At 64.1% G+C, this 24,267-nt stretch carries 24 protein-coding genes; 19 read left to right on the top strand and 5 right to left on the bottom strand.

What is annotated here, in order from left to right; all coding sequences use genetic code 11:
- Positions 1–103 precede the first annotated feature (103 nt).
- Both IGS60_RS02425 and IGS60_RS02420 read left to right on the top strand, forming a co-directional pair.
- Positions 104–442, top strand: a complete 339-nt coding sequence (locus IGS60_RS02425) for a hypothetical protein (RefSeq protein WP_070221004.1) — start codon at positions 104–106, stop codon at positions 440–442.
- The gene (locus IGS60_RS02420) at positions 439–1,284 is read left to right on the top strand and encodes an HDOD domain-containing protein (RefSeq protein ID WP_070221006.1); all 846 of its coding nucleotides are present in this window, start codon (positions 439–441) and stop codon (positions 1,282–1,284) included. The genes IGS60_RS02425 and IGS60_RS02420 overlap by 4 nt, the downstream gene beginning before the upstream one ends.
- Positions 1,285–1,450: 166 nt before the next feature.
- On the opposite strand, the gene IGS60_RS02415 is transcribed toward IGS60_RS02420, so the two are convergent.
- Positions 1,451–1,777, bottom strand: coding sequence for a hypothetical protein (locus tag IGS60_RS02415; protein WP_034746769.1), 327 nt, complete (start codon positions 1,775–1,777; stop codon positions 1,451–1,453).
- A 650-nt stretch (positions 1,778–2,427) separates the two neighbouring features.
- On the opposite strand from IGS60_RS02415, the gene miaB reads away from it, so the two are divergent.
- From miaB to IGS60_RS02360, 11 genes are all read left to right on the top strand, one after another.
- Positions 2,428–3,795, top strand: a complete 1,368-nt coding sequence (gene miaB, locus IGS60_RS02410) for a tRNA (N6-isopentenyl adenosine(37)-C2)-methylthiotransferase MiaB (protein WP_070310193.1) — start codon at positions 2,428–2,430, stop codon at positions 3,793–3,795.
- A complete protein-coding gene (locus IGS60_RS02405) occupies positions 3,792–4,856 on the top strand; it encodes a PhoH family protein (RefSeq protein WP_034746759.1) in 1,065 nt (354 codons plus the stop codon). Before miaB ends, IGS60_RS02405 begins: the two co-directional genes overlap by 4 nt.
- The gene (gene ybeY, locus IGS60_RS02400) at positions 4,840–5,310 is read left to right on the top strand and encodes an rRNA maturation RNase YbeY (protein ID WP_230502140.1); all 471 of its coding nucleotides are present in this window, start codon (positions 4,840–4,842) and stop codon (positions 5,308–5,310) included. The genes IGS60_RS02405 and ybeY overlap by 17 nt, the downstream gene beginning before the upstream one ends.
- Before the next feature lie 165 nt (positions 5,311–5,475).
- The gene (locus IGS60_RS02395) at positions 5,476–5,898 is read left to right on the top strand and encodes a DUF4259 domain-containing protein (protein WP_070290454.1); all 423 of its coding nucleotides are present in this window, start codon (positions 5,476–5,478) and stop codon (positions 5,896–5,898) included.
- Positions 5,899–6,015: 117 nt separating this feature from the next.
- The gene (locus IGS60_RS02390; RefSeq protein ID WP_034746750.1) at positions 6,016–6,894 is read left to right on the top strand and encodes an HlyC/CorC family transporter; all 879 of its coding nucleotides are present in this window, start codon (positions 6,016–6,018) and stop codon (positions 6,892–6,894) included.
- Between the two features lie 16 nt (positions 6,895–6,910).
- A complete protein-coding gene (gene lnt / locus IGS60_RS02385) occupies positions 6,911–8,500 on the top strand; it encodes an apolipoprotein N-acyltransferase (RefSeq protein ID WP_230502139.1) in 1,590 nt (529 codons plus the stop codon).
- A gap of 146 nt (positions 8,501–8,646) precedes the next feature.
- On the top strand, positions 8,647–9,561 hold the full coding sequence (glyQ, locus tag IGS60_RS02380) for a glycine--tRNA ligase subunit alpha (RefSeq protein ID WP_070290459.1): 915 nt from the start codon (positions 8,647–8,649) through the stop codon (positions 9,559–9,561).
- A 37-nt stretch (positions 9,562–9,598) separates the two neighbouring features.
- Positions 9,599–11,701: a glycine--tRNA ligase subunit beta gene (glyS, locus tag IGS60_RS02375; protein WP_230502138.1), complete on the top strand. Its 2,103-nt coding sequence runs from the start codon at positions 9,599–9,601 to the stop codon at positions 11,699–11,701.
- Entirely contained in the window at positions 11,701–12,288 is a 588-nt protein-coding gene (gene gmhB / locus IGS60_RS02370) for a D-glycero-beta-D-manno-heptose 1,7-bisphosphate 7-phosphatase (protein ID WP_083287342.1), read from the top strand. The genes glyS and gmhB overlap by 1 nt, the downstream gene beginning before the upstream one ends.
- Positions 12,289–12,304: 16 nt before the next feature.
- A complete protein-coding gene (locus IGS60_RS02365) occupies positions 12,305–13,045 on the top strand; it encodes a 1-acyl-sn-glycerol-3-phosphate acyltransferase (RefSeq protein ID WP_034746739.1) in 741 nt (246 codons plus the stop codon).
- Between the two features lie 44 nt (positions 13,046–13,089).
- Positions 13,090–14,010, top strand: a complete 921-nt coding sequence (locus IGS60_RS02360) for a M48 family metallopeptidase (RefSeq protein ID WP_230502136.1) — start codon at positions 13,090–13,092, stop codon at positions 14,008–14,010.
- Between the two features lie 59 nt (positions 14,011–14,069).
- Here the strand turns inward: IGS60_RS02360 and waaA are convergent, their stop codons facing one another.
- The 4 genes from waaA to IGS60_RS02340 form a co-directional block, all read right to left on the bottom strand.
- Complete coding sequence (gene waaA, locus IGS60_RS02355) at positions 14,070–15,347, bottom strand: lipid IV(A) 3-deoxy-D-manno-octulosonic acid transferase (protein WP_230502134.1); 1,278 nt, start codon at positions 15,345–15,347, stop codon at positions 14,070–14,072.
- Between the two features lie 32 nt (positions 15,348–15,379).
- On the bottom strand, positions 15,380–16,402 hold the full coding sequence (gene waaC, locus IGS60_RS02350) for a lipopolysaccharide heptosyltransferase I (RefSeq protein ID WP_230502132.1): 1,023 nt from the start codon (positions 16,400–16,402) through the stop codon (positions 15,380–15,382).
- Between the two features lie 4 nt (positions 16,403–16,406).
- Complete coding sequence (locus IGS60_RS02345) at positions 16,407–17,789, bottom strand: phosphomannomutase/phosphoglucomutase (protein ID WP_230502129.1); 1,383 nt, start codon at positions 17,787–17,789, stop codon at positions 16,407–16,409.
- 90 nt (positions 17,790–17,879) lie between these two features.
- A complete protein-coding gene (locus tag IGS60_RS02340) occupies positions 17,880–18,188 on the bottom strand; it encodes an H-NS family nucleoid-associated regulatory protein (protein ID WP_070290469.1) in 309 nt (102 codons plus the stop codon).
- A gap of 410 nt (positions 18,189–18,598) precedes the next feature.
- Here IGS60_RS02340 and IGS60_RS02335 point away from each other — a divergent pair, with 410 nt between their 5' ends.
- The 6 genes from IGS60_RS02335 (at position 18,599) to IGS60_RS02310 (ending at position 24,267) form a co-directional block, all read left to right on the top strand.
- Entirely contained in the window at positions 18,599–19,438 is an 840-nt protein-coding gene (locus IGS60_RS02335) for a symmetrical bis(5'-nucleosyl)-tetraphosphatase (RefSeq protein ID WP_070290470.1), read from the top strand.
- Positions 19,439–19,531: 93 nt separating this feature from the next.
- Positions 19,532–20,452 carry an AraC family transcriptional regulator gene (locus IGS60_RS02330; RefSeq protein WP_070222108.1) on the top strand — a complete coding sequence of 307 codons (921 nt, stop codon included), beginning with the start codon at positions 19,532–19,534 and terminating at the stop codon, positions 20,450–20,452.
- A 129-nt stretch (positions 20,453–20,581) separates the two neighbouring features.
- The gene (locus tag IGS60_RS02325) at positions 20,582–21,136 is read left to right on the top strand and encodes a carboxymuconolactone decarboxylase family protein (protein WP_070222110.1); all 555 of its coding nucleotides are present in this window, start codon (positions 20,582–20,584) and stop codon (positions 21,134–21,136) included.
- A 1-nt stretch (position 21,137) separates the two neighbouring features.
- On the top strand, positions 21,138–22,217 hold the full coding sequence (locus IGS60_RS02320) for an acyl-CoA dehydrogenase family protein (RefSeq protein WP_230502127.1): 1,080 nt from the start codon (positions 21,138–21,140) through the stop codon (positions 22,215–22,217).
- Positions 22,214–23,002: an ABC transporter ATP-binding protein gene (locus IGS60_RS02315; protein WP_086137046.1), complete on the top strand. Its 789-nt coding sequence runs from the start codon at positions 22,214–22,216 to the stop codon at positions 23,000–23,002. The genes IGS60_RS02320 and IGS60_RS02315 overlap by 4 nt, the downstream gene beginning before the upstream one ends.
- A 20-nt stretch (positions 23,003–23,022) precedes the next feature.
- Complete coding sequence (locus IGS60_RS02310; protein ID WP_070222116.1) at positions 23,023–24,267, top strand: ABC transporter substrate-binding protein; 1,245 nt, start codon at positions 23,023–23,025, stop codon at positions 24,265–24,267.

Genomic DNA, 24,267 nt, shown 5'->3' with positions numbered 1-24,267 from the left:
TGGCAAGATTTACAGCATTCCCAGTTTCGATAGAGACTTTGATGCAGGTTGAGACATTGCGTCATGGCAATGGTAATATCCCGCAATCATCTAAGGAGTCGTCATGGCGGTCACGCATCAACATCTACCCCTGGAACAAGTTCGTCCCGGCATGATCTTGTCGGATGTCTTGCTCGATGCGCATGGACAAGTGCTGTTGCCGCAAGGCGCGGTATTGACGGAAAACATGCTGGCTCTGATGCCCCGCCACAACATCGACATGCTGCCGATCCAGGCGCCGCCCCCGTCGCCGGAAGAAATCGCCGCGCAGCAGGCGGCCGACAGCGAACGGCTGGCCTACCTGTTCCGCAAGCATGACCCGGACGATCCCCTCGATGCGGCCACCACCTTGCTGCGCAACTATGTCACGGCTTACCGCCTGGGCACGGGAGAGGCCGCATGAGCACCCAGCTGACGCTCGACGATATCGTCGCCCACCTCGATGACCTGCCTTCGCTGCCCGCCGTCGTCATGGAACTGCTCAACAGCATAGACCAGGAGGACGTCGATATTTCCGTGCTGGCCAAAAAAGTGTCGTATGACCAGGCGCTGACGGCAAAAACCCTGCGCCTGGCCAACTCATCGCACTATGGCCTGCAAGTGAAGGCCACCACCATCCAGCAGGCGATCACTTACCTGGGCTTCCAGACCACGCGCAGCCTGATCACCTCGGCCGCCATCACTGGCTGCTTCCCGGAAGGCCGCTGCCCCGGTTTCGACGACAAGGCCTTCTGGCGCCATTCGGTGGCGACGGCCGCCTGCGCCAAGGTGCTGGCGCGGCAGATCCGTTTCAACCAGGATTACGCATTCACGGCCGGCTTGCTGCACAACATCGGACGGCTGGTGCTGGTCAGCAGCTTTCCCGCGCACTACGCGCAAGTCATCGCACACCAGGCCGCGCACGATTGCAGCCTGCTCGAAGCGGAACAGGCCGTGCTGGGCGTGGACCACGTGCAGGCGGCCGTGGCCCTGGCCGAACACTGGAATTTTTCCGACACCATGCGCCTGGCGCTGGGCAACTACCTGCAGCCGGAAGCGCCGGGGGCAGGCTTTCTCGCGTCGCTGATCCACGTGGCCCATGCGATTGTCTGCGCGCTCGACCTGGCGCAGGCAGGCGACGACATGGTGCCGCGCGTCTCGCCGGTGGCCTGGGATGCGCTGGGCCTGGGCGAAGACGCGTATCTGCAACTGTTCCGCGAAACGGAACTGCGCTACGACGAAATCACCTCGGCACTGCTGAGCTAATCAAGATCCTCACAAGGCCGCAAACGCAAACGGCTCTCGCTGCGAAGCGAAAGCCGTTATCGGTACTGCGATACATCCATGTTACCCGGTCCATGCTGCCCGGTCCACGCCAGCCTGTTGCCGCCAGCAGCTACGCAAGCGGCACAGTCAGCGCGCAACCGCCACATCAGTGCGCGTAATTGGATTCTTGCGCATCGCCGCGGTCTTCCGCTTTTGGACGGCCCTGGGCGTCGGACAGACGATACTTGGTGCGGCGGTCGCCCATCAAGTCGCGCAGGTCGCGGATGCTCATGCCCGTCACTTCGTGCATGCGGATCAGCAGCGAGGCGCCGACCGGCAAGCGGTGGTGGCGGATCTTGCTGATGACCGGTGGCGCCACTTCAAGCAGGCGCGACAGGGCTGCATCATTCTTCAGCTGCATCTTGCTCAGCAGAATATCCAGCAGGTGGTTCGGGTTGTAACTCTCTTGCGATGCTAATGCATGATGTGCCATGATTTTTCCTCGTCTGGTGAATGTAGAAAATAATGCCGATACGAACTTAAGGCTGGCTTAGAGTGTTTAAATAAACGTCTTTCCAACTGATTCAGCCTTCCCCCGCCTTTTTCCTTATCGCACTGCCCGCACAGGACTCGCACAGCCACGCCCGGCCAACGTACGCAACTTGCCGCGTGAGTAAAAGCACTGCAACCCACCAAAATGAATTGCATATAAGACAATATACTAGTCCAAACACGCAGCATCTGCGCCTCGCGCAAACTTCCTGATTGTTAAATATCAATCAATCTGCTGGTTGGCTTGGCAACGATGCTATTTCAACACATTAGGATGCCAGCGGGCGCACACAAGGCTTTGCAGCAACTTGTTACAAATCAATGGTGCCGTACAGCAATAAATGCTTTTCAGCATCGCCGTTCCGGGCGCCTTGTTCACACCGCAACCTTGCCGGCAAGATCAGCACGACATGGCCCGTGCCGGCGATTTACGCTAAACTATGGCCTGAACTTGCAGCGAGCCTGCCACCGGGCAGCCAGAGGCGCCCGGCCGGTCACCCACCGCGCCCAACCCTGAGCGGCCCCCTGCGCCGCAGCATCCTGCCCACCCATCTTGTTTGCCGCCACATTTACCGATAAGCGCCCGACTCCATGCAGAAAAAAGTATTCATTAAAACCTTCGGCTGCCAGATGAACGAGTATGACTCGGACAAGATGGCCGACGTGCTGGGCGCCTCCGATGGCCTGGTGCGCACCGACACGCCGGAAGACGCCGACGTCATCCTGCTCAACACCTGCTCCGTGCGCGAAAAGGCGCAGGAAAAAGTGTTTTCCGACCTGGGCCGTCTGCGCGAGCTGAAACTGGCCAAGCCGCACCTCCTGATCGGCGTGGGCGGCTGCGTGGCCTCGCAGGAAGGCGACGCCATCGTCAAGCGCGCGCCGTATGTCGACATGGTGTTCGGCCCGCAAACCCTGCACCGCCTGCCGCAGATGATCGAACTGCGCCGCGCCAGCGGCGATGCGCAAGTGGACATCAGCTTCCCGGAAATCGAAAAGTTCGACCACATGCCGCCGGCCAAAGTGGAAGGCGCTTCGGCGTTCGTCTCCATCATGGAAGGCTGCAGCAAATATTGCAGCTACTGCGTCGTGCCCTACACGCGCGGCGAGGAAGTGTCGCGCCGCTTCGAGGACGTGCTGACGGAGGTGGCGGGCCTGGCCGCCCAGGGCGTCAAGGAAATCACCCTGCTGGGGCAAAACGTGAATGCCTACCGGGGCGCGATGGAAGGCGGCGAGATCGCCGACTTCGCCCTGCTGCTCGAATACGTGGCCGACATTCCCGGCATCGAACGCATGCGCTTCGTCACCAGCCACCCGAAGGAATTCACGCAGCGCCTGATCGACGCCTACGCGAAGATCCCGCAACTGGTCGACCATCTGTACCTGCCGGCGCAGCACGGTTCCGACAAGATCCTCGGCGCCATGAAGCGCGGCTACACGGGCCTCGAATACAAGTCCATCATCCGCCGCATCCGCGCCGTGCGCCCGAACATGGCCATTTCGTCCGACTTCATCGTGGGCTTTCCTGGCGAGACGCAGGCCGACTTCGACGCCATGATGAAGCTGATCGCGGACGTGGGCTTCGACAACAGCTACAGCTTCATCTTCAGCAAGCGCCCCGGCACGCCGGCCGCCAGCCTGGAAGACGACACGCCGCACGAGATCAAGCTGGCCCGGCTGCAGCAGCTGCAGGCGGCCATCGACGCCAATACGCGCAAATACAGCCTGGCCATGGTGGGCACGGTGCAAACCATCCTCGTCGAAGGCCGCTCCAAAAAGGATACAGACGATAGCGAGCTGCAAGGCCGCACCGAGAACAACCGCGTGGTCAATTTCGACGCCGGCCCGGACGGTTTGCAATTGATCGGCCAGCTGGTCGACGTGCGCATCACCGAAAGCCATTCCTACACCCTGCGCGGCGAACTTGTCGCCAGCGCCCCCGCATTGAAAAGAGCCAGTTGAAAACCAAAGCCCCGATACAGCCGCATTACTTCATCCCCGAGCCGCTCGACAACACGCGCCTGGCGCATTTGTGCGGACCGCTCGATGAAAACCTGCGCCAGATTTCCGCCGCCCTCGACGTGACGATTTTCCGCCGCGGCGAGAAATTCATCGTCGGCGGCAGCAATGCCGAACGCGCCGTGGAAATCCTCGAACAGTTCTACGCCATCGCCAACAAGGTCGTGCCGCTGGAAGAAGTGCAACTGGCCCTGGTGGAACAGCGCGCGGGCCTGTCCGCCGCCTCGGAACACCACGCCAACGCGCCCGCCAGCACTTTTGTGGAACCGGACATCGCCAGCCCCGTGCTGAAAACGCGGCGCTCCGACCTGCGCGGACGCACGCCGCACCAGATCGCCTACCTGCGCGACATCCTCGAACACGACATCAGCTTCGGCGTGGGTCCAGCCGGCACGGGCAAGACCTACCTGGCCGTCGCCTGCGCCGTCGACGCGCTCGAGCGCGACGCCGTCAAGCGCATCATCCTGACGCGCCCCGCCGTCGAAGCGGGCGAGCGCCTGGGCTTTTTGCCGGGCGACCTGGCGCAAAAGGTCGACCCCTACCTGCGCCCCCTGTACGACGCGCTGTACGATTTGCTGGGCTTTGACCGCACGCAGAAGCTGTTTGAAAAACAGGTGATCGAGATCGCCCCGCTGGCCTACATGCGCGGGCGCACCCTGAACCACGCGTTTGTCATCCTCGACGAGGCGCAAAACACGACCGTCGAACAGATGAAGATGTTTTTGACGCGCATCGGCTTCGGCAGCAAGGCCGTGGTGACGGGCGACGTGACGCAAGTCGACCTGCACAAGAGCCAGACAAGCGGCCTGATCGACGCCGTGCACGTATTGAAAGACGTACGCGGTATCGGCTTCACGCAATTTAACAGCACCGACGTGGTACGCCATCCGCTTGTCGCGCGCATCGTCGACGCTTATGAAACGGCGCAGGCGGCCAATGCCGACGCCGCCCACCTGCCCTCCTTATTGAAACCAGCCGCCGCCAAAAATGTCCGAAAAAAATAAACTGTCCTTGTCCGTGCAATACCCGGATGCCCGTCTGGAAACCCTGATCACGCGCCCGAAAGTGCGCCGCTGGGTCAAGGCGGCCCTGTTCGCCCCGGCCGAATTCACCATCCGCTTCGTCGACGCGGAAGAAGGCCGCAGCCTGAACCGCGACTACCGCGAAAAGGACTACGCCACCAACGTGCTGACATTCGCCTACAACGAAGGCGAAGAGTTGAATGACGACGAGCCGACGCGCGCCGACATCATCCTGTGCACGGACGTGCTGGAAAAGGAAGCGGCCGAGCAAAAGAAGAGCGTGGAAGAGCACACGGCCCATCTGATCGTGCACGGCGTGCTGCATGCGCAGGGCTACGACCACATGGATGACGAGGAAGCTAGCGAAATGGAAGGGCTGGAGACGGAGATCCTGGCCAAACTCGGCATTGCCGATCCGTACGCGGACCCAAAATAAACCGCGCAGATTGGGGCGGTCGGTAGGTCGGGTAGGTCGGGTTAGCCCGCAGGGCGTAAGCCGACAACATCCATCAACGTAACCGGAGCACCACAGTGTCAGATTACGCTGCGCTAATCTGACCTACGTACAAATAGCGCCAACGCGCGCACACAAGGACATACTATGGGCACTTGGGCCACTGACGCCTTCGGCAACGACTACGCCATGGATTGGGCGCAGGACTTGCACGAATATAAAACTCTTGAACTGGTCGAGACGACGCTCGACAACGTCATCGACAGCACGGAAGCAGAACTGGAAGCGCCGTTCGCCGCCGAGGCGCTGGCCGCGCTGGAAGTGATCGCACGCCTGCTGGGCAAGCCGGGCGAGGACGACCCGGCCACGGCCGAGGTTGACGAATGGGTGGCCGCCTGCAGGAAGAAAGTCACGCCGCCGCTGCTGGAAAAGGCGCGCCTGGCCTTCGACAAGATCACGGCCGAAGCGTCGGAACTGCGCCAGCTGTGGCAGGACAGCGAACACTTTGCCGACTGGCAGGCCGACGTGGCGCACTTGCGCGCGCGCGTGCTGGGCCCGGAAGCGGCGTAAAAGATCGCGCAACGGCGCACTTCAACGTATTAAATTTGCATCAAAAGCGGGGAAATCCGGTATTCCCCCACTTTTGGTGTATCCTATATCCCTTCGCAACAACGGCTCACGCCTCCTATGCCCGAGCACCCTAGTGGCGTCAGAACTGACGTCAAGCCCCACCGGTCACTGTTTGAACGCCTGACCGCACTCATTTCCCCCGAGCCAGAGAACCGTGCAGAATTGCTCGAAGTTCTACACGATGCGCATGAACGCAAGCTGATCGACGCCGACGCCCTGTCGATGATCGAAGGCGTGTTCCAGGTGTCGGATCTCTGTGCGCGCGACATCATGATTCCCCGTTCGCAAATGGATGTCATCGACATCAGCAAGCCGATCGAGGAATGGATGCCGGAAGTCCTGTCCACCGCCCACTCGCGCTTCCCCGCGATCGAAGGCGAGCGCGACAAGGTCATCGGCATCCTGCTGGCGAAAGACTTGCTGCGTTATTACGCAGAAGAAACTTTCGACGTGCGTGACATGCTGCGCCCCGCCATCTTCATCCCCGAATCGAAACGCCTGAATGTGCTGCTGCGCGATTTCCGCGCCAACCACAATCACATGGCCATCGTCGTCGATGAATACAGCGGCGTCGCCGGCCTGATCACCATCGAAGACGTGCTGGAACAGATCGTCGGCGATATCGAGGACGAATACGACTTCGACGAAGCCGAGGACAATATCCTCTCGCTCAAGGAAGGCCAGTTCGGCCCCCGCTGGAGGGTCAAGGCGCTGACCGAGATCGAACAGTTCAACGAAGAAGTGGGCAGCCACCTGGTCGACGACGACGTCGACACCATCGGCGGCCTGGTCTCGAAGTACCTGGGCCGCATGGCGCACAAGGGCGACATCTTCGACTTGGGCAATTTGCGCTTCGAGGTGCTGCGCGCCGATGCGCGCCAGGTGCACGTGCTGCTCGTCGAGCGCCTGCCCAATGTGCCGGAACTGGAACTCTGACATGCGCGTGCTGTAAATGCGTTTCAGACGCGCCGACCCCAACGCCCCCGCCAAACCGCCCCGCAGCACCTGGGCGCGCATGCTGACTGCCTTTGTTGCCGGTGCCGTCGCCGTGCTGGCGTTCGCCCCTTTCGGCTACTGGCCGCTGCAAATCCTCAGCCTGGGCGTGCTGTTCTACCAGGTGCTGCGCGCGGCAAACGTCAAGGCCGGTGCACTGATCGGCTGGGCCTACGGCTTCGGCTGGTGCGCGGCCGGCACGCACTGGCTGTACATCTCGATGCACCGCTATGGCGACATGGCCGCGCCGATCGCCGCCATCGCCGTGGCCTTGCTGGCCCTCTTGATGGCCATCTACGTGGCCCTGGCCATGGGCGTGGCCGCCTGGCTGCGCCAGCGCTGGGTGCTGTCCCTGCCCGCCATGACCTTGCTGGTGCTGCCCGCCACGTGGACCCTGTTCGAATGGACGCGCGGCTGGCTGTTTACGGGTTTCCCGTGGCTGGCCACCGGCTACGCCCACAATGCCAGCCCGCTGGGCGGCTTTGCCCCCATCGTCGGATCGTACGGCCTGGGCTGGCTGGCGGCGCTGTCCGCCGGCGCCCTGCTGCTGCTGGTCCACCCCCGGCACCGCACGCGCTGGAGCGCGCTGGGCGGCGTGGTCGCGCTGTACGCGGCCGGCGCTGGCCTGCAATACGTGAACTGGACCCACCCGGTCGGGCGCCCCATCACGGTGCGCCTGCTGCAGGGGAACGTGCCGCAGCAGCAGAAATTCGACCCCGGCTTCGTGCTGGGGGCCCTGCAGATGTACCAGAGCGCCATCACCAGCGCGCCGGCCGACCTGATCGCCACGCCGGAAACGGCCGTCACCGTGCTGCCGCACCAGCTGCCGCCCGGCTATCTCGATAGCCTGGCGACGTATTCACAGCAGACGGGCAGCACGATCCTGGTCGGCATGCCCGTGCTCGACGAGCAGCAGCGCTTCTACAATGCGGCCGTGGGGATTTCCCCCAACGGCGCGGGCGGTCCCTACTACCAGTACCGCAAGCACCATCTGGTGCCGTTCGGCGAATTCGTGCCGCCCGGCCTGCACTGGTTCGTCGCCATGATGGCCATCCCGCTGGGCGACATGGGCCGCGGCGCCGAGGTGCAGGCGCCGCTGCAGGTACGCGACCAGCTGGTGCTGCCGAATATCTGCTACGAAGACTTGTTTGGCGAGGAAATCGCCGGCCAGCTGGCCAGCGCCCACCGCCACGGCAAGCAGTCGGCGTCCGTGCTGCTCAATATCTCGAACCTGGCCTGGTTCGGTGACTCGATCGCCATCCCCCAGCATCTGCAGATTTCGCAGATGCGCAGCCTGGAAACGGGCCGCCCCATGCTGCGCTCGACGAACACGGGCGCCACGGCCGTCATCGACGGCAAGGGCGTGGTGCAAAGCCTGCTGCCGCCGGAGCAGCAAGCGACCTTGGCGGCCAAGGTGCAGGGCATGGGCGGCATGACGCCATACATTCTGTACGGCAACAAACTGGTGCTGGCCCTGGCCGCGCTGGCCCTGCTGACGGCCTTCCTGCTGTCGCGCGCCGCCCGCCGTGGCCGCGCCGTGCAGCAATAAGCGGCCGATATTGCCCGAAGAGTCACAGTGGGCCCGTAAAAACCGCTAAAATTAGCAAAACCCCGGCCCGGACGCGCTTGTTAGCAGCGTGCGGGCTTCAAGCAAACCTTAACAAAGCGCAGCCTCCCGCGCGGCGAACTCATACGATGCTCACATTTCAACAAATTATCCTGACCTTGCAAACCTATTGGGACAAGCAAGGTTGCGCCTTGCTCCAGCCTTACGACATGGAAGTCGGCGCCGGCACCTTCCACACCGGCACCTTCCTGCGCGCGATCGGCCCGGAACCGTGGCGCGCCGCGTATGTGCAGCCGTCGCGCCGCCCGAAAGATGGCCGCTATGGCGAAAACCCGAACCGCATGCAGCACTACTACCAGTACCAGGTGGTGCTCAAGCCAGCGCCGGAAAACATCCTCGACCTGTATCTGGGTTCGCTGGCCGCGCTGGGCCTGGACTTGAAGCAGAATGACGTGCGCTTCGTCGAAGACGACTGGGAAAGCCCGACCCTGGGCGCCTGGGGCCTGGGCTGGGAAGTCTGGCTGAACGGCATGGAAGTGACCCAATTTACCTACTTCCAGCAAGTGGGCGGCCTCGATTGCAAGCCCGTGCTGGGCGAGATCACCTACGGCATCGAACGCCTGGCCATGTATCTGCAGGGCGTGGAAAACGTGTATGACCTGGTGTGGACCGAGTGGGAAGAAAACGGTATTACGAAAAAACTGACCTACGGCGACGTCTTCCACCAGAACGAAGTGGAGCAATCGACCTACAACTTCGAGCACGCGAATACGGACCTGCTGTTCGAACAGTTCGGCAACTACGAAGCGGAAGCGAAGCGCCTGATCGAGCTGCAGCTGACCCTGCCCGCCTACGAGAAGATCATGAAGGCCTCGCACAGCTTCAATATGCTCGACGCGCGCGGCGCCATCTCGGTGACGGAACGCGCCGCCTACATCGGCCGCGTGCGCACCCTGTCGCGCCTGGTGGCGCAAGCGTATTACGACTCGCGCGAACGCCTCGGTTTCCCGATGCTGCCCGCCGCAGACCAAGCCGCCGCCTAATTCGAGCCTCCACACCGCCGTACCTGACAAGAACACCATGAACCAAACACTGCTCATCGAACTGCTGACCGAAGAACTGCCGCCGAAAGCGCTGGCCAAACTGGGCGCCGCCTTCACGGCCGGCATCGTCAACGGCCTGAAATCGCGCGACTTCCTGGAAGCCGACAGCGTCGCCACCAGCTACGCCTCGCCGCGCCGCCTGGCCGTCTCCATCACCAACGTGCGCGAAGTCTCGCCCGACAAATCGATCCGCGAAAAAGTCCTGCCCGTCTCCGTGGCGCTGGACGCGAACGGCAACGGCACGCCGCCGCTGGCCAAGAAACTGGCCGCGCTGGGCTTCCCCGATCTGACGGTGGCCGAGCTGGAACGCGCCGCCGACGGCAAGGCGGAAAGCTTCTTCTACACCTACACGGCGCCGGGCAGCCAGCTCGCCACAGGGGCGCAGGCCGCATTGACGGAATCGGCCGCCAAGCTGCCGATTCCAAAACTGATGAGCTATCAGCGCCCGGACGGCACCACCGTGCAATTCGTGCGCCCGGCCCACAGCCTGATCGCCCTGCACGGCATCAATATCCTGCCGTTGACCCTGCTGGGCTTGACGGCCGGCCGCACCACCCTGGGCCACCGCTTCCTCACCGACGGCGAACCGATCACCATCGCGCACGCGGAAAACTATGCGCCGTCGCTGATTCTCAACGCCAGCGTCATCGCCAGCAACGAGGAACGCAAGGAGCGCATCCGCGCCCAGCTGCTGGACAAGGCCGGCGCCGACCAGGTGCTGATGCCCGAAGCGCTGCTCGATGAAGTCACGGCCCTGGTCGAATGGCCGGTCGTGTATGAGTGCCACTTCGAGGAAGAATTCCTGGCCGTGCCGCAGGAATGCCTGATCCTCACGATGCAGACGAACCAGAAATACTTCGCGCTGACGGACAGCGAAGGCAAGCTGCGCTCGCGCTTTTTGATCGTCTCGAACATCGAGACGGACACGCCCGAGCACATCATCGGCGGCAACGAGCGCGTCGTGCGCCCGCGCCTGTCCGACGCCAAGTTCTTCTTCGAGCAAGACAAGAAGAAAACGCTGGCATCGCGTCTGCCGCTGCTGGCCAACGTCGTCTATCACAACAAGCTGGGCACGCAAGCGGCCCGCACAGAGCGCGTCAAGTCGCTGGCCGGCGCCATCGCCGCCAAGCTGGGCTACGACGTGGCACTGGCCGAACGCGGCGCCCTGCTGGCCAAGGCCGATCTGCTGACCGACATGGTGGGCGAATTCCCCGAACTGCAAGGCATCATGGGCACGTACTACGCGCGCCATGACGGCGAACCGGAAGAAGTGGCGCTGGCCGCCTCCGAACACTACCAGCCGCGCTTTGCCGGCGACAGCCTGCCATCGATCGCCACCGGCACCGCCGTGGCCCTGGCCGACAAGCTCGAAACCCTGGTCGGCATCTGGGCCATCGGCCTGGCGCCGACAGGCGACAAGGACCCGTTCGCGCTGCGCCGCCACGCCCTGGGCGTGCTGCGCATGCTGCTGGAAAAACGCCTGCCCTTGTCGATCCAGGGCTTGCTGTTTGACGCCGCCGCGCAGTTCGCGTCGGTGCCAGGCTTCAAGGACCCCGTCGCGGATGTGACCACCTTCATGCTGGACCGCCTGCGCGGCATCCTGCGCGAGCGCGGTTTCTCGCCGAATGAAATCGAAGCCGTCGTGGCGCAGAATCCCGACCGCCTGGACGACATCGTGCAGCGCCTGGAAGCCGTGCAGGCGTTTGCCGCGCTGCCGGAAAGCGCCTCGCTGGCAGCGGCCAACAAGCGCATCACGAACATCCTGAAAAAGAACGAGGAAGCCGTGAGCCAGGTCGCCGCCGGCGGCGTCAACGTGGCGCTGCTGCAGGACGAGGCGGAGAAAAAACTGGCCGCCGCCGTCTCGCGCGTGCAGCCGGAAGTCGACGCGGCCTTCGCCAAGGGCGACTTCACCAGCACCCTGCAAACCCTGGCGCAGCTGCGCGATGACGTCGATGGCTTCTTCAACGACGTGATGGTGATGGCCGAGGATGTCGCCCTGCGCAACAACCGCCTGGCCTTGCTGTCGTCCTTGCACGGCATGATGAACCGCGTGGCCGACATTTCCAAGCTGGCGGCATAATGGGCACTCCGGCGCTGAAACTGATTATTCTCGACCGCGACGGCGTCATTAATCATGACTCGCCGGACTTCATCAAGTCGCCGGCCGAATGGCTGCCCATCCCCGGTTCGCTCGAAGCGATAGCCCGCCTGAACCAGGCCGGCTATCGCGTCGTCGTCGCCTCGAACCAGTCCGGCATCGCGCGCGAATACTTCGACATGACGGTGCTCAACGCGATCCACCAGAAGATGCACACCCTGGCGCAGCAGGTGGGCGCCGATATCGACGCCATCTTCTTTTGCCCGCATGCGGGCGCGGACAATTGCGACTGCCGCAAGCCGAAACCGGGCATGTTCCATGAAATCTCGCAGCGTTACAACACCAGCCTGCGAGGCGTGCCCACCGTTGGCGATTCGCTGCGCGACCTGCAGGCCGGCTTCATCAGCGGCTGCGTGCCCTACCTGGTCTTGACGGGCAAGGGCGAAAAAACCAACGAGACGGGTGGCCTGCCGCCCGGCACCCAGGTCTTCCCCGACCTGGCCGCCGTCGTGAACCACCTGCTCAAGGCGCCCGCCGCACCGGCGCCCACCGTGGCATTCAGTATCTAATCTTCGGAGAACCGCATTGCGTAATATTTCCCTGTTCCTGCGATCACTGCTGTTCATGATCATCATGATCGTGGCCACCATCGTCTGGGCCTGCGTGTGCTTTTTTGCCGCGCCATTGAGCTACAACAAGCGCTATTGGGTCACCTCGCGCTGGAATGTGTTTATCCTGTGGTGCGCCAAGGTCATTTGCGGCATCCGCTATGAAGTCAAGGGCGCCGAGAACTTCCCGGACGCGCCGGCCATCGTGCTGTCGAAGCACCAGTCGGCATGGGAAACCATCTTCTTGCTGCCAAGCCTGCCCCGTCCGCTCGTATATGTGTTCAAGAAGGAGATCCTGTACATCCCCTTCTTCGGCTGGGCCATGGCGCTGTTGCGCATGATCCCCATCGACCGCAAGCAGGGCAAGCATGCGTTCAAGAGCGTGGTCGCACATGGCAAGCGCCGCCTGGCCGATGGCCAATGGATTATCATGTTCCCTGAAGGTACCCGCATTCCCGTGGGCCAGGCGGGCAAGTACAAGAGCGGCGGCACGCGTCTGGCCATCGCCACGGGCGCCGTAGTGGTGCCGATTGCGCATAATTCAGGCGAGTGCTGGCCCAAGCAGTCATTCCTCAAACGCCCGGGACTGATCACCGTCTCGATAGGCAAACCGATTTCGCCGGAAGGGCAAACCCCGGACAGCATGATGCAACAGGTGGAAAATTGGATAGAATCAGAAATGCGCGTCATTTCGCCTCACGCCTACAACGCTGGCTAGACGGCATCAGCGCGGTCATCCAGGAGCCGACACTGCGCCAGCAGATGAAGACCATCAAGGTCGGCGACCAGCAACTGGATTTGTTCGCGCATGACGTCTCGACCAGCACGCCCCCGGCGGTGCGCCCCACGGCACCGCCAGCGCCGCCCGTGGCCCCACCGGTAGTGGCGCCAGCGCCGCCCATCGTTCGCCCTGCCCCGCCTCCCCTGCCTTCCCCGCCACGCTCCGCCGATGGCCCGCCGCTGCGCCAGCTGCAGCTGGGCAGCCACCTCGTCGAATTCGCCCTGCGCCGCTCCACGCGCCGTTCCATCGGCTTCATGATCGACGATAACGGTTTGCGCGTCACCGCGCCCAAGCGCGTCACCCTGGCCGAAATCGACAACGCCATCCGCGCCAAGCAAGGCTGGATCGTCTCGAAACTGCTGGAACGGGGCGAGCGCAAGGTACAGCGCCAGCAGCGCCCGCCCGTGGCATGGGTCGATGGCGCCGTGCTACCCTACCTCGGTGGCGAGATCACCTTGCGATTGCACCAGGCGCCGCGCCACCGCGCCAGCTTTCAGCGCGATACCAATGAGCTGCACGTGTGGGTCACGCCCACGGGCAGCGAGCAGCAATTGAAGGAAAAAGTGAAGGGCTGGTTCCAGCACGAGGCGCGCCAGCTGTTCGAGGCGCGCCTGGACCTGTATGCGGACAAGCTGGGCGTGCGCTACGATTCGCTGTCGCTGTCGTCGGCCGGCACGCGCTGGGGCAGCTGCACCATCGAGCGCAAGATCCGCCTGAACTGGCGCCTGATCCACTTCGCCCTGCCGCTGATCGATTACGTCGTGGCGCACGAACTGTCGCACCTGCTGGAAATGAACCACAGCCCCCGCTTCTGGGCCACCGTGGAATCGATCTATCCCGATTACGATGGGGCCAAGCAGGCATTAAGGAAGCGCTCGCAAGAACTGCCGGTGTTGTTTTAACGGTACTCCGACCAAACGGCGCAAAGCTGGGGTCAGACCCGGCGGGTCTGACCCCGGAATTAAACCAACAATAAAGGTTGAATCGCCGCGATGGTGCGCGGCGTGGCGCCCCGGTGCTGGTTGGCAAAGGCCAGCGCCTTTTGACCCATCGACGATAAACGCGCGGTATCCTGCAGCAAGGCAGATGCCTGCGCCATCAGCGCATCGGCATCCGCCACCAGCGCGGCGCCGCCGGCGGCAATCGCCTGCTCGGTGACCAGCGCGAAATTGAAGGTGTGCGGGCCGATCAGCACGGGCTTGCCCAGGGCCGCCGGTTCGATCAGGTTTTGCCCGCCCAGCGGCAGCAGGCTGCCGCCAACGAATGCGCAATCGCAGGCCGCGTAATATGCAAACATCTCGCCCATCGAGTCGCCCAGCAGCACCTGCGTGCCCGCCGCAACGGTATCGTCCTGCGCCAGGCCGGACCTGCGCTGCACGGCCAGGCCGTGCGCCGCGATCAATTTTTCCACCTCGTCGAAGCGCTGCGGGTGGCGCGGCACGATCAGCAGCAGCGCATGCGCCGGCAAGCTGGCGCGGATATATGCATCGAGGATCAGCTGCTCTTCGCCTTCGCGCGTGCTGGCGCACAGCAGCACGGGGCGCGCACCGATGGCGGCGCGCAGCGCTGCCCCCGTCGCCAGGGCCGCCTCGGGCACGACGACGTCGAACTTGATGCTGCCCGTGACCACCACGTCCTGCACGCCCAGCTGGCGCACGCGATCGGCGTCGTCCTGCGTCTGCGCCGCCACCAGGGTGATGCCGCGCGCCGCATCGGCAATCAGCTTGCCCAGACGCTGCGCCTTGCCCAGCGAACGCTGCGACAAGCGCGCGTTGGCAAGCACCACGGGCACTTTGTAGCGAGTGCATTGGTGGATCAGATTCGGCCACACTTCCGTCTCCATCAGGATGCAGATGCGCGGGGTGAAATGGCGGATGAAACGGGCCGGCATGGCGCCCGTGTCGTAGGGCAGATAGCTTTGCACGAGGCGCGCGCCGTGTTTGGCGAACAGCGCCTTGCCCGTCGCACGCCCCGTCGGCGTCATGTGCGTGAGGACGATGCGGCACCTGGGCCAGGCGGCCAGCAGCGCATCGATCAGCGGCTCGGCCGCGCGCGTCTCGCCGACGGAGACGGCGTGCAGCCAGATGGTGTCTGTAGCCGTTGTCGGCTGGCGGCCGTAAAAGCCCAGGCGCTCGCCCCAGTGCTGGCGGTAGCCGGGTTCCTGGCGTCCGCGCAGCCACAGCCGCGCCAGCACCAGGGGCAAGGCCAGCCACCAGGCAAGGGTATAAAGAAGTCGCATGATTGTTGAATGTTAAGGTCAGGCGGTTGAAGTCAGGCGGGAGGATGTTCGGCCAGCAGGCGTTGTGCCGCGGCCAGCACTTCCGGCACGCCGGGCGGCGTACCCTTGTCGCCCAGGTTGATGATGTTCGGCGACCAGTTGCCTTCCGTTTTCCACAGCGGAGAATCGGCATAGATTTCCACCGTCGGGCGCACGAAGGCGGCCGCGATATGCGTCAGGCCCGTGTCGACGCCGATCACCAGCGCCGCGTGGCGCGCCAGCAGGGTGGCGTCGTCCATCGACAGTTTCGGCAGCACGCGCGCGTTCGGCAGACCGGCCGCCAGTTGTTCGGCTCCCGCCTTTTCCCTGGGCGAACCCCAGGGCAGCAAAATCGGCATCGGCGCCAAGGCACGGCCCAGGGCGATCCAGTTTTCCGGCGCCCATTTCTTGGCGTCGCGCGCCGTACCGTGGAAATACACGCAGTAGGGAGCTTCGCCCATCCAGTCCGGGCGCGGCTCGTTGCGCGAGACTTCCGGCAAGCCGAAATCGGCCGGCGTGTCGATCGTGTAGCCGAGTGCGGCGGCAGCGACCAGGCGGCCGCGCGCTACCGCGTGCGTGCGCGGGTCGAGCGGAATGCTTTTGGTGTGGAACAGGCGCGAGATGCCTTCGTAGCCGGAGCCTTCGCTGCCATTGGCCAGGCCGACCTTCTGTCCGCCCGGCGCCAGGCGCGCGGCGCCCATGATGATGCCCGTCTTGAGCAAGCCCTGGGTATCGAACACATAATCGTAGCGCGTCTGGCGCAGGCTGCGGAAGAAGGCGGCGATTTCCGCGCGCGTCTCTTTCTTGCCCAGGCTCTTGCGCCAGCGCCGCAGCGCGAACGGGAAAATGGTATTGACGCGCGCGTTCAGGCGCACCAGGCTGGTGTAGCCCTCTTCAACCACCCAGTCGATGGTCGCATTCGGGAAATGGCGGGCGATGTCCGCCACCATCGGCAGGTTATGCAGCACGTCGCCCAGCGAGGACACGCGCACCAGCAGGATTTTCAAGGGCGCCTGCGCGCCTGGTTGAGCGGCCATGCTGTCAGAACGGCAGCACGGCGTCAGGCTTGGCGGCCAGGATCACGCTCTTGAACTGTCCCTGGATGCGCGCCAGGGCTGCCGGCGTTTCCGCTTCGAAGCGCATGACGATTACTGGCGTGGTGTTCGACGAGCGGGCCAGGCCGAAGCCGTCCGCGTATTCCACGCGCAAGCCGTCGATGGTGATGATCTGTTCATTGCCGGGGAAGACGGCGTCGCGGCGCAGCATGTCCATCAGCGCGACGTTCTCGCCCTCCTTCAGCTCCAGGTGCAGTTCCGGCGTGCTGTCGGACTGCGGCAGGGAATTCAGCAAAGCCGACGGATCCGCTTCGCGCGTGAGGATTTCGAGCAGGCGCGCGGCCGAATACAGGCCGTCGTCGAAACCGTACCAGCGGTCTTTGAAGAAGATATGGCCGCTCATTTCGCCGCCCAGCGGCGCACCCGTTTCGCGCAGCTTGGCTTTTACCAGCGAGTGGCCCGTCTTGTACATCAGCGGCACGCCGCCATGCTTGCTGATCCACGGCGCCAGGTGGCGCGTGCATTTCACGTCGTACAAAATCTGCGCGCCAGGGTGGCGGGTCAGCACGTCGGCCGCGAACAGCATCATCTGGCGGTCAGGGTAGATGATCTGGCCATCCTTGGTGACCACGCCCAGGCGGTCGCCGTCGCCGTCGAAGGCGATGCCGATTTCGGCATCCGTCTCGGCCAGGCAGCGGATCAGGTCCTGCAGGTTTTCCGGGTGCGCCGGGTCCGGATGGTGGTTCGGGAAGTGGCCATCGACTTCGCAGAACAGTTCGATGACTTCGCAGCCCATGCCGCGGAACAGGTCGCCCGCGAATGCGCCGGCCACGCCATTGCCGCAGTCGACGGCGATCTTGATCGGGCGCGCCAGCTTGACGTCGCCCAGGATGCGCGCCAGGTAGGCGGCGCGGATATCGTGCGTGGCATAGGTGCCCGGCTTGGCACTGTCGCTGCCGTCGTGCGCGACAATACTGTGGTACAGCGCCTGGATCGCCTCGCCGTGGATCGCTTCACCGGCCAGCACCATCTTGAAGCCGTTGTAGTCGGGCGGATTGTGGCTGCCCGTGACCATGATGCCGGAGCGCGTGTCGAGCACATTCGTGCCGAAGTAGACCATCGGCGTGGCCACCACGCCCAGGTCGATCACGTCGACGCCCGCCGCTTGCAAGCCCTGCGCCAGCGCCGCCGTCAATTCCGGTCCCGACAGACGGCCGTCGCGGCCGATCACGACCCGCTGCTCGCCCTTGGCCAGGGCGGCCTGGCCAAATGCCTGACCGATCTTGTGGGCCACGCCGGCATCGAGGGTTTTAGCGATGATGCCGCGAATATCGTAGGCCTTGAAGATCGTTCTGGACAATGGGAGCATGGTGTGGCCGGTATAAGTAGGGTCAATAAGGTGCCTGGCAAGGTGCAGCGCGCGGCTGGCGGCTTGCCACTACGCCAAGAGTATACCGAATTATACGCGCAGCAGATCGATCGACTTGCCCGATTCCACCCACTGCCTGACCCACAGCGGCTGACGGCCACGGCCTGTCCATTGCTCGGCCGCATTCTCAGGATGGCGGTAACGCACCGCGACTTTGCCCGTGCGCGGGTGCAAGCCATCGAGTATCAGCTGTTTCAGCGGAATACCGGCTTGCTGCGCGATGGCCATGATCTGTTCGCGCGCCTTGTTCAAGTCTTGGCGCTCGCGGCTGTTCAATTCCTGTTTGACATTATCTTCCAGTTTGCGCAATTCCAGCATCGTCATCGTAGACAGATCCATTGGTACATCCTTTATATTCATTTAAATAATAAAATCACGTGGAATATACTACATTGCATAAATATCTGTGCACCAACGCATAATCCATCATCAATTGAATCACGGCCCTCGATTTATTTGGCGGGCCAACATTAAGATTAAATGAAGAATATACCGGACGCACGCATGAAAAATGAATAACCATGAATTAAATGGCATTCCCGCGTGCCTGAACGGCATGCCGGCGGATTAGTATTCCTATACGGCAGCGTGACATACCGCTGAATCAAATTCCCATGCGGCATAATCGGCGCCCGCGTTTTTCTTCCCGCCGGCCATGCGCGCAATCGGGCACCTGCCAGAAATGCCCCGACGCCAAAGGGCGGGCATGCTTATAATGCAGGCGCGTAGTTCACTTCACCCCGGCACATATGAAAACTTACTTTATCGGCGATCTGCAAGGCTGTCATGCACAAACCGTCGAATTGATCGAACGGATCCAGGCGGCAGCGGGCGGTCCGTACCGCCTGCTGTTCGCGGGCGACTTGATCAATCGCGGCCCGGCCTCGCTGGCCACCCTGCGCCACGTGCACGCCCTGGCGCAGCAAGGCCTGGCCGACAGCGTCCTGGGCAACCATGACTTGCACTTGCTGGCCGTGGCCAACGGCATCCGGCCCGAGCATGCGTCCGACACCCTCGCCGACATCCTCGATGCACCCGACCGCGAGGAGTTGATCAACTGGCTGCGCCAGCGGCCACTGGCACTGGAACACGATGGCCATGTGCTCGTGCATGCAGGCTTGCTGCCGCAATGGAGCGCGGCCCAGGCCCTGTCCCTGAGCGGGGAGGTATCCGCCATGCTGCGCAGCGACGATTGGGTGGCGTTCCTGCGCACCATGTACGGCAACGAGCCGGCCGCCTGGCGCGACGACCTGCAGGGCGCCGACCGGCTGCGCTGCATCGTCAACGCCATGACGCGGCTGCGCTTTTGCACGCCGGACGGCGTGATGGATTTCAAGATGAAGGAAAGCGGCAGCCCGCCGCCAGGCTCCGGCCTGCTGCCCTGGTTCAACGTGCCGGGCCGGCGCAGCGCCGGCGACACCATCGTCTTCGGCCACTGGTCGGCGCTGGGACTGCTACTACGGCCGCACCTGATCGGACTCGATAGCGGCTGCGTCTGGGGCGGGAAACTCTCGGCCGTGTGCCTGGAAGACCGCTCGCTGCTGCAAGTCGACTGCCCCGCGTTCCAGCAGCACGGCGGCAAGCAGTAAGCGCCAAGCTTGGCGCGCATATGCTTAGTCGAAATCGGTCGTTGGCCTTGCCGCGTCTGGCCCGTATGATGGAGCTTTTGCCTTTGCGATCCCATGCATCCTGATACCGACAGACTGGCGCGCTGGCTGCTCGGCAGCCTGGAACTCGACACCGCCGTCCTGCATGTGGGCCAGTACTGCGGCCGCTGGCGCGCTTCCACGGCGGGCCGGGAACTGGGCAGCTTTCACCTGGTGCTCGATGGCCATTGCTACTTGCACCTCGACGGCGCGGCGCCCATTGCGCTCGGCCCGCGCGACGGCGTCTTCCTGCTGCGCGACTTGCCGCACTTCCTCAGTCCCCACAGCGATCCGCTGCAGGCGGCGAGCGCGCAAGCGATGCTGCCGCTGCAAACGCCCACGCAGCAGCCGGCGACGGCGCTGGCCTGCGGCTTCTTTCAATTTCGCGGCGCCCTCTCCGCGCTGATCGTCGACTCGTTCCCGCCGTATCTGCTGATACGCGGCGACGCGCCCGCCTTCAGCGCCGCCGCCGCGCTGTTCGACCTGATCCTCGCCGAAGCAGGCGGCGATCCGGAGCAACCGTCGCCGCTCATCGCGCGCCTGGTCGAGCTGCTGTTCTTTTACCTGATCCGCCATGTGGCGCAGGGCGAGCAGGTGGCGGCCGGCCTGCTGTCGCTGCTGCACCAGCCCGCATTTTCGCCACTGCTCGAACGCATGCTCGACGCCCCTGCCGACGACTGGTCGATCGAGAACATGGCCAAGGCAGCGTGCATGTCGCGCGCCAGCTTCTGCAAGCATTTCGCCAGCGCCAGCGGCCACTCGCCGGCCCAGTTCCTGCTCCTGCTGCGCATGAAGATCGCCGCGCGGCGTCTGCACGACGGCGTCTCCGTCGAACGCGCCGCCGAACTGGTGGGCTACCGCTCGCACGCCGCCTTTACGCGCGCCTTCAAGCGGGTCACGGGCGAGCAGCCGGGCGCCTACCGGCGCGACCAGCGATTGCGCCAGCTGGCCAGCTAAGAGCCTGCCGGAATCAAGGATCACACAATCGCAGACGAACGAGCACAAAAGGACGACGCTGACGTCTGTTGCGTGCACGGCATGGCCGATATAATGACCGGGTGACTTACTAACTTAGCAAGGTACCCCATGTCCCGTCTGACGCTGCACACTCTCGATACCGCCCCGGCCGACAGCCGCCCCTTCGTGGAAAAGGCCATCGCCAACAATGGCTTCCTGCCCAATCTGATCGGCGTGCTGGCCAATGCCCCGCTGGCACTGGAAACCTATCTGACCGTCTCCGGCATCAATGCGCGCGCCAGCCTGACCCTGATGGAGCGCGAAGTGGTGCAGATCACGGCCGCGCGCATCCATGGCTGCGATTTCTGCATCGCCGGCCATAGCGCCATCTCGCTGAAAAAAGCGGGCCAGACACCGGACACGGTGCGTGCCCTGCAGCACGGCCAGCCGACGGGCGATACGAAGCTCGACGCCGTCGCCGCCTTCGCCACGGCCGTCATCGCCACGCGCGGCGCCGTCAGCGACGCCGAATATCAAGCCTTCCTGGCCGCCGGCTACAACGAACAGCAGGCGCTCGAAGTCGTGCTGGGCATCAGCCTGGCCACCCTGTGCAATTTCTCCAACAGCCTGGCCGGCACGCCAGTCAATCCGCAATTGACCCCCTACCTGCCTGGCGCCGTCTGACATGGCGAACCTCACTCACTGGCTGCACATGCATGCCGACCAGCTCGACCAATCGCCGGAGCTGGCTGAAACCGTATTGCCGGCATTGGCCGGCGACAAGCTGCTGGCCATCGGCGTACCGCAGGAACACGGCGGCGCGGGCGGCGACGTGCGCGACGCCATCGAGGCCATCGCCAAAGTGGCCGAGCAATCGGTGACGGCGGCCTTTGTCTTCTGGGGCCAGCGCTGCTTCATCGAATTCCTGCTGCAAAGCGAGAACCGCGCACTGGCCGAGCGCCGTTTGCCCGGCCTGCTGGCCGGCACGCAGGCAGGCGCCAGCGGTCTGTCGAACGCGATGAAATTCTTGTCCGGCATCGAACAGCTGCAAATCACGGGCGCGCGCCACGATGACGGCTTGCTCGTCGACGGCGGCCTGGCCTGGGTGACCAACTTGCGCAAGGCCGGCTTTGTCGCGGCGGCCGCCGTGGCGCCCGACGACGGCGCGCCCCCCGTCATCGTCGCCTTCGACAGCGGCACGGCGGGCGTCAAGCGCAGCGATGACCTGGACCTGATTGCCCTGCGCGGCAGCAATACGGCTTCCGTCAAGCTGGCGCAGGTGCACATCCCCGCCGCGGACATCATCAGCGACAACGCGCCGGCCTGGCTGCCACAGGTGCGCCCATCGTTCCTCGGCATGCAATGCGGCCTGTCGATCGGCCTGGCGCGCGCCAGCCTGGCAAAGGCGGCGCAAATCTCGGCCGGCTCGCGCAACCAGCTCACGCCACGCATCGAAGCGCTGCAAGCGACACTGGAAAGCGCAGTCGCCACCCTGCTGGCCGGCGTGCACGACGGCCGCTTCAAGACGCAGGCGCCGGCCATGTTCCGCCTGCGCATACAACTGGCCGACGTGCTGCAGCAGGCGCTGATGCTGGAACTGCAAGCCATGGGCGGGCGCGCCTACCTGAACGCCGAGCAGCAGGGCTTTGCCCGCCGCTGGCGCGAATCGTCGTTCATCCCCATCGTCACCCCCAGCCTGACGCAGTTGCAATCGGCCTTGCAGCTGTTCGACAGCCAGCAGGCGGCAGCGGGAGCCCCGGCATGAGCGTTGCTGATTGGGCCTTGCAGGCGCAGGACCTGAGCTTTTCCTATGCGGGCAGCGCGCCCGTGTTCCAGCACGTCTCGCTGGGCGTGCGCAAGCGCGAGATCGTCTGCCTGCTGGGCGGCAGCGGCTGCGGCAAATCGAGCCTGCTGCGCGTGCTGGCCGGCCTGCAGCCGCCATCGACGGGCGCCATTCAATTCCTCGATGCGCCCATGCGCGAACCGGACCCGCGCAGCGCCCTCGTGTTCCAGCAGGCGAGCCTTTTGCCCTGGCTGAACGTCACGGGCAACGCGGGTTTCGGTCTGGATTTCAAGCACCAGCCGCAGCTCACGCGCGCAGCGCACGAGGCGCGCGTGGCGCAAGCCATCGAAGCGGTGGGCCTGAAGGGCCGCGAAAAACTGTATCCGTCCGCGCTGTCGGGCGGCATGGCGCAGCGCGTGGCGCTGGCCCGCGCGCTGGCGCGCGAACCGGAACTGCTGTTCGCCGACGAACCGTTTTCCGCCCTCGACGCCATCACCCGCGCCGAGATGCAGTCGCTGCTGGTCGACGTGGTGCACCGCTGGCACACGGCCGTGCTGCTGGTCACGCACGATATCGACGAAGCCATCCTCGTCGCCGACCGCATCCTGCTCATGGGAGGCAAGCCGGGCAACATCGTGCGCGAATGGTCCGTCGCCATCGACCAGCCGCGCATCGGCCACAGCGCCGACGTCATCGCCCTCAAGATGGACATCCTCGACGCCCTGCAAGCGCTGCAACAGCAAGATCAGGCCCACGCCGCCCACTAATGCACTTTACTGGAACCTTCATGTCCCTCCCACACGATAACAAACCCCTGCATATCTGCGCCTCCTCCGATTGCGACTGCGGCCTGACGCGGCGCGACTTCCTGCGCATGTCGGCCCTGGCCACGGCCAGCGTCGCCTCTCCCCTGCTGTTCGCCGGCGACGCCATGGCCCAGCAAGGCCCGAAAGGCGATGACCAGCCCGTAAAAATCGGCTACCTGCCGATCACCGACGCCACCCCGCTGCTCGTCGCCCACGCCCGCAAGCTGTTCGAGGCGGAAGGCTTGCAGGCGGAAACGCCGCGCCTGTTCCGTAGCTGGGCGCAGATCATCGAAGCGTTCGTCGCCGGCCAGGTCAACGTCATCCACCTGCTGTCGCCGGCCACCCTGTGGGTGCGCTACGGCGCCAAGTTCCCCGCGAAAGTCGTCGCCTGGAACCACGTCAACGGCTCCGCGCTGACCGTGGCCAACGAGATCAACAAGGTCTCCGACCTGGGCGGACGCACGGTCGCGATTCCATTCTGGTACTCGATCCACAACATCCTGCTGCAGCAGATCCTGTCCTCGAATGGCCTGACGCCGGTCACGCGCGCGCGCAACGCGGCCATCAAGCCGAATGAAGTCAACCTGATCGTGCTGGCGCCGGCCGAAATGGTCTCGGCCCTGGCCAGCAAGTCGATTGCCGGCTACATCGTGGCCGAGCCTTTCAATGCGGCGGCGGAAAACGCCGGCATCGGCAAGATCCTTCGCTTCTCGGGCGACGTGTGGAAAAACCATGCGTGCTGCGTCACCTTCCTGTCCGAGCGCGACATCAACACGCGCCCGGAATGGGCGCAAAAGGTCACCAACGCCATCGTCAAGGCGCAGTTGTGGACGCGTTCGAACCAGGTCGATACGGCCAAGCTGCTGTCGAACGTGGGCGAGCACCGCTACACGCCCCATCCGCTGCAGGTGCTGACCAAGGTGCTGGCCACCACCGATTACGCCGGCTATGAAAAGCAGGGCCTGATCGTGCACAAGAACTGGCAGCAGCGCCGCATCGACTTCCAGCCCTATCCATTCGCCTCGTACACGGAAGAACTGGTGCGCGCCATCGGCCGCACCAAGGTGGAGGGCGATACGCGCTTCCTGGCGAATCTCGATCCGAAATTCGCCGCGCGCGACCTGGTCGATGACCGTTTCGTGCGCAAGGCCATCACGGCAGTCGGCGGACCGGCCGCCTTCGGCTTGCCGGCCAACCTGCTGCGCAGCGAAACCGTGGCGGTCTGA

This window comes from Janthinobacterium sp. FW305-128 (genome assembly GCF_020858135.1).
GTDB lineage: Bacteria > Pseudomonadota > Gammaproteobacteria > Burkholderiales > Burkholderiaceae_D > Janthinobacterium.
Note: the sequence above shows the minus strand (reverse complement) of the source record. Positions and strands in the feature narration are given on the sequence as shown.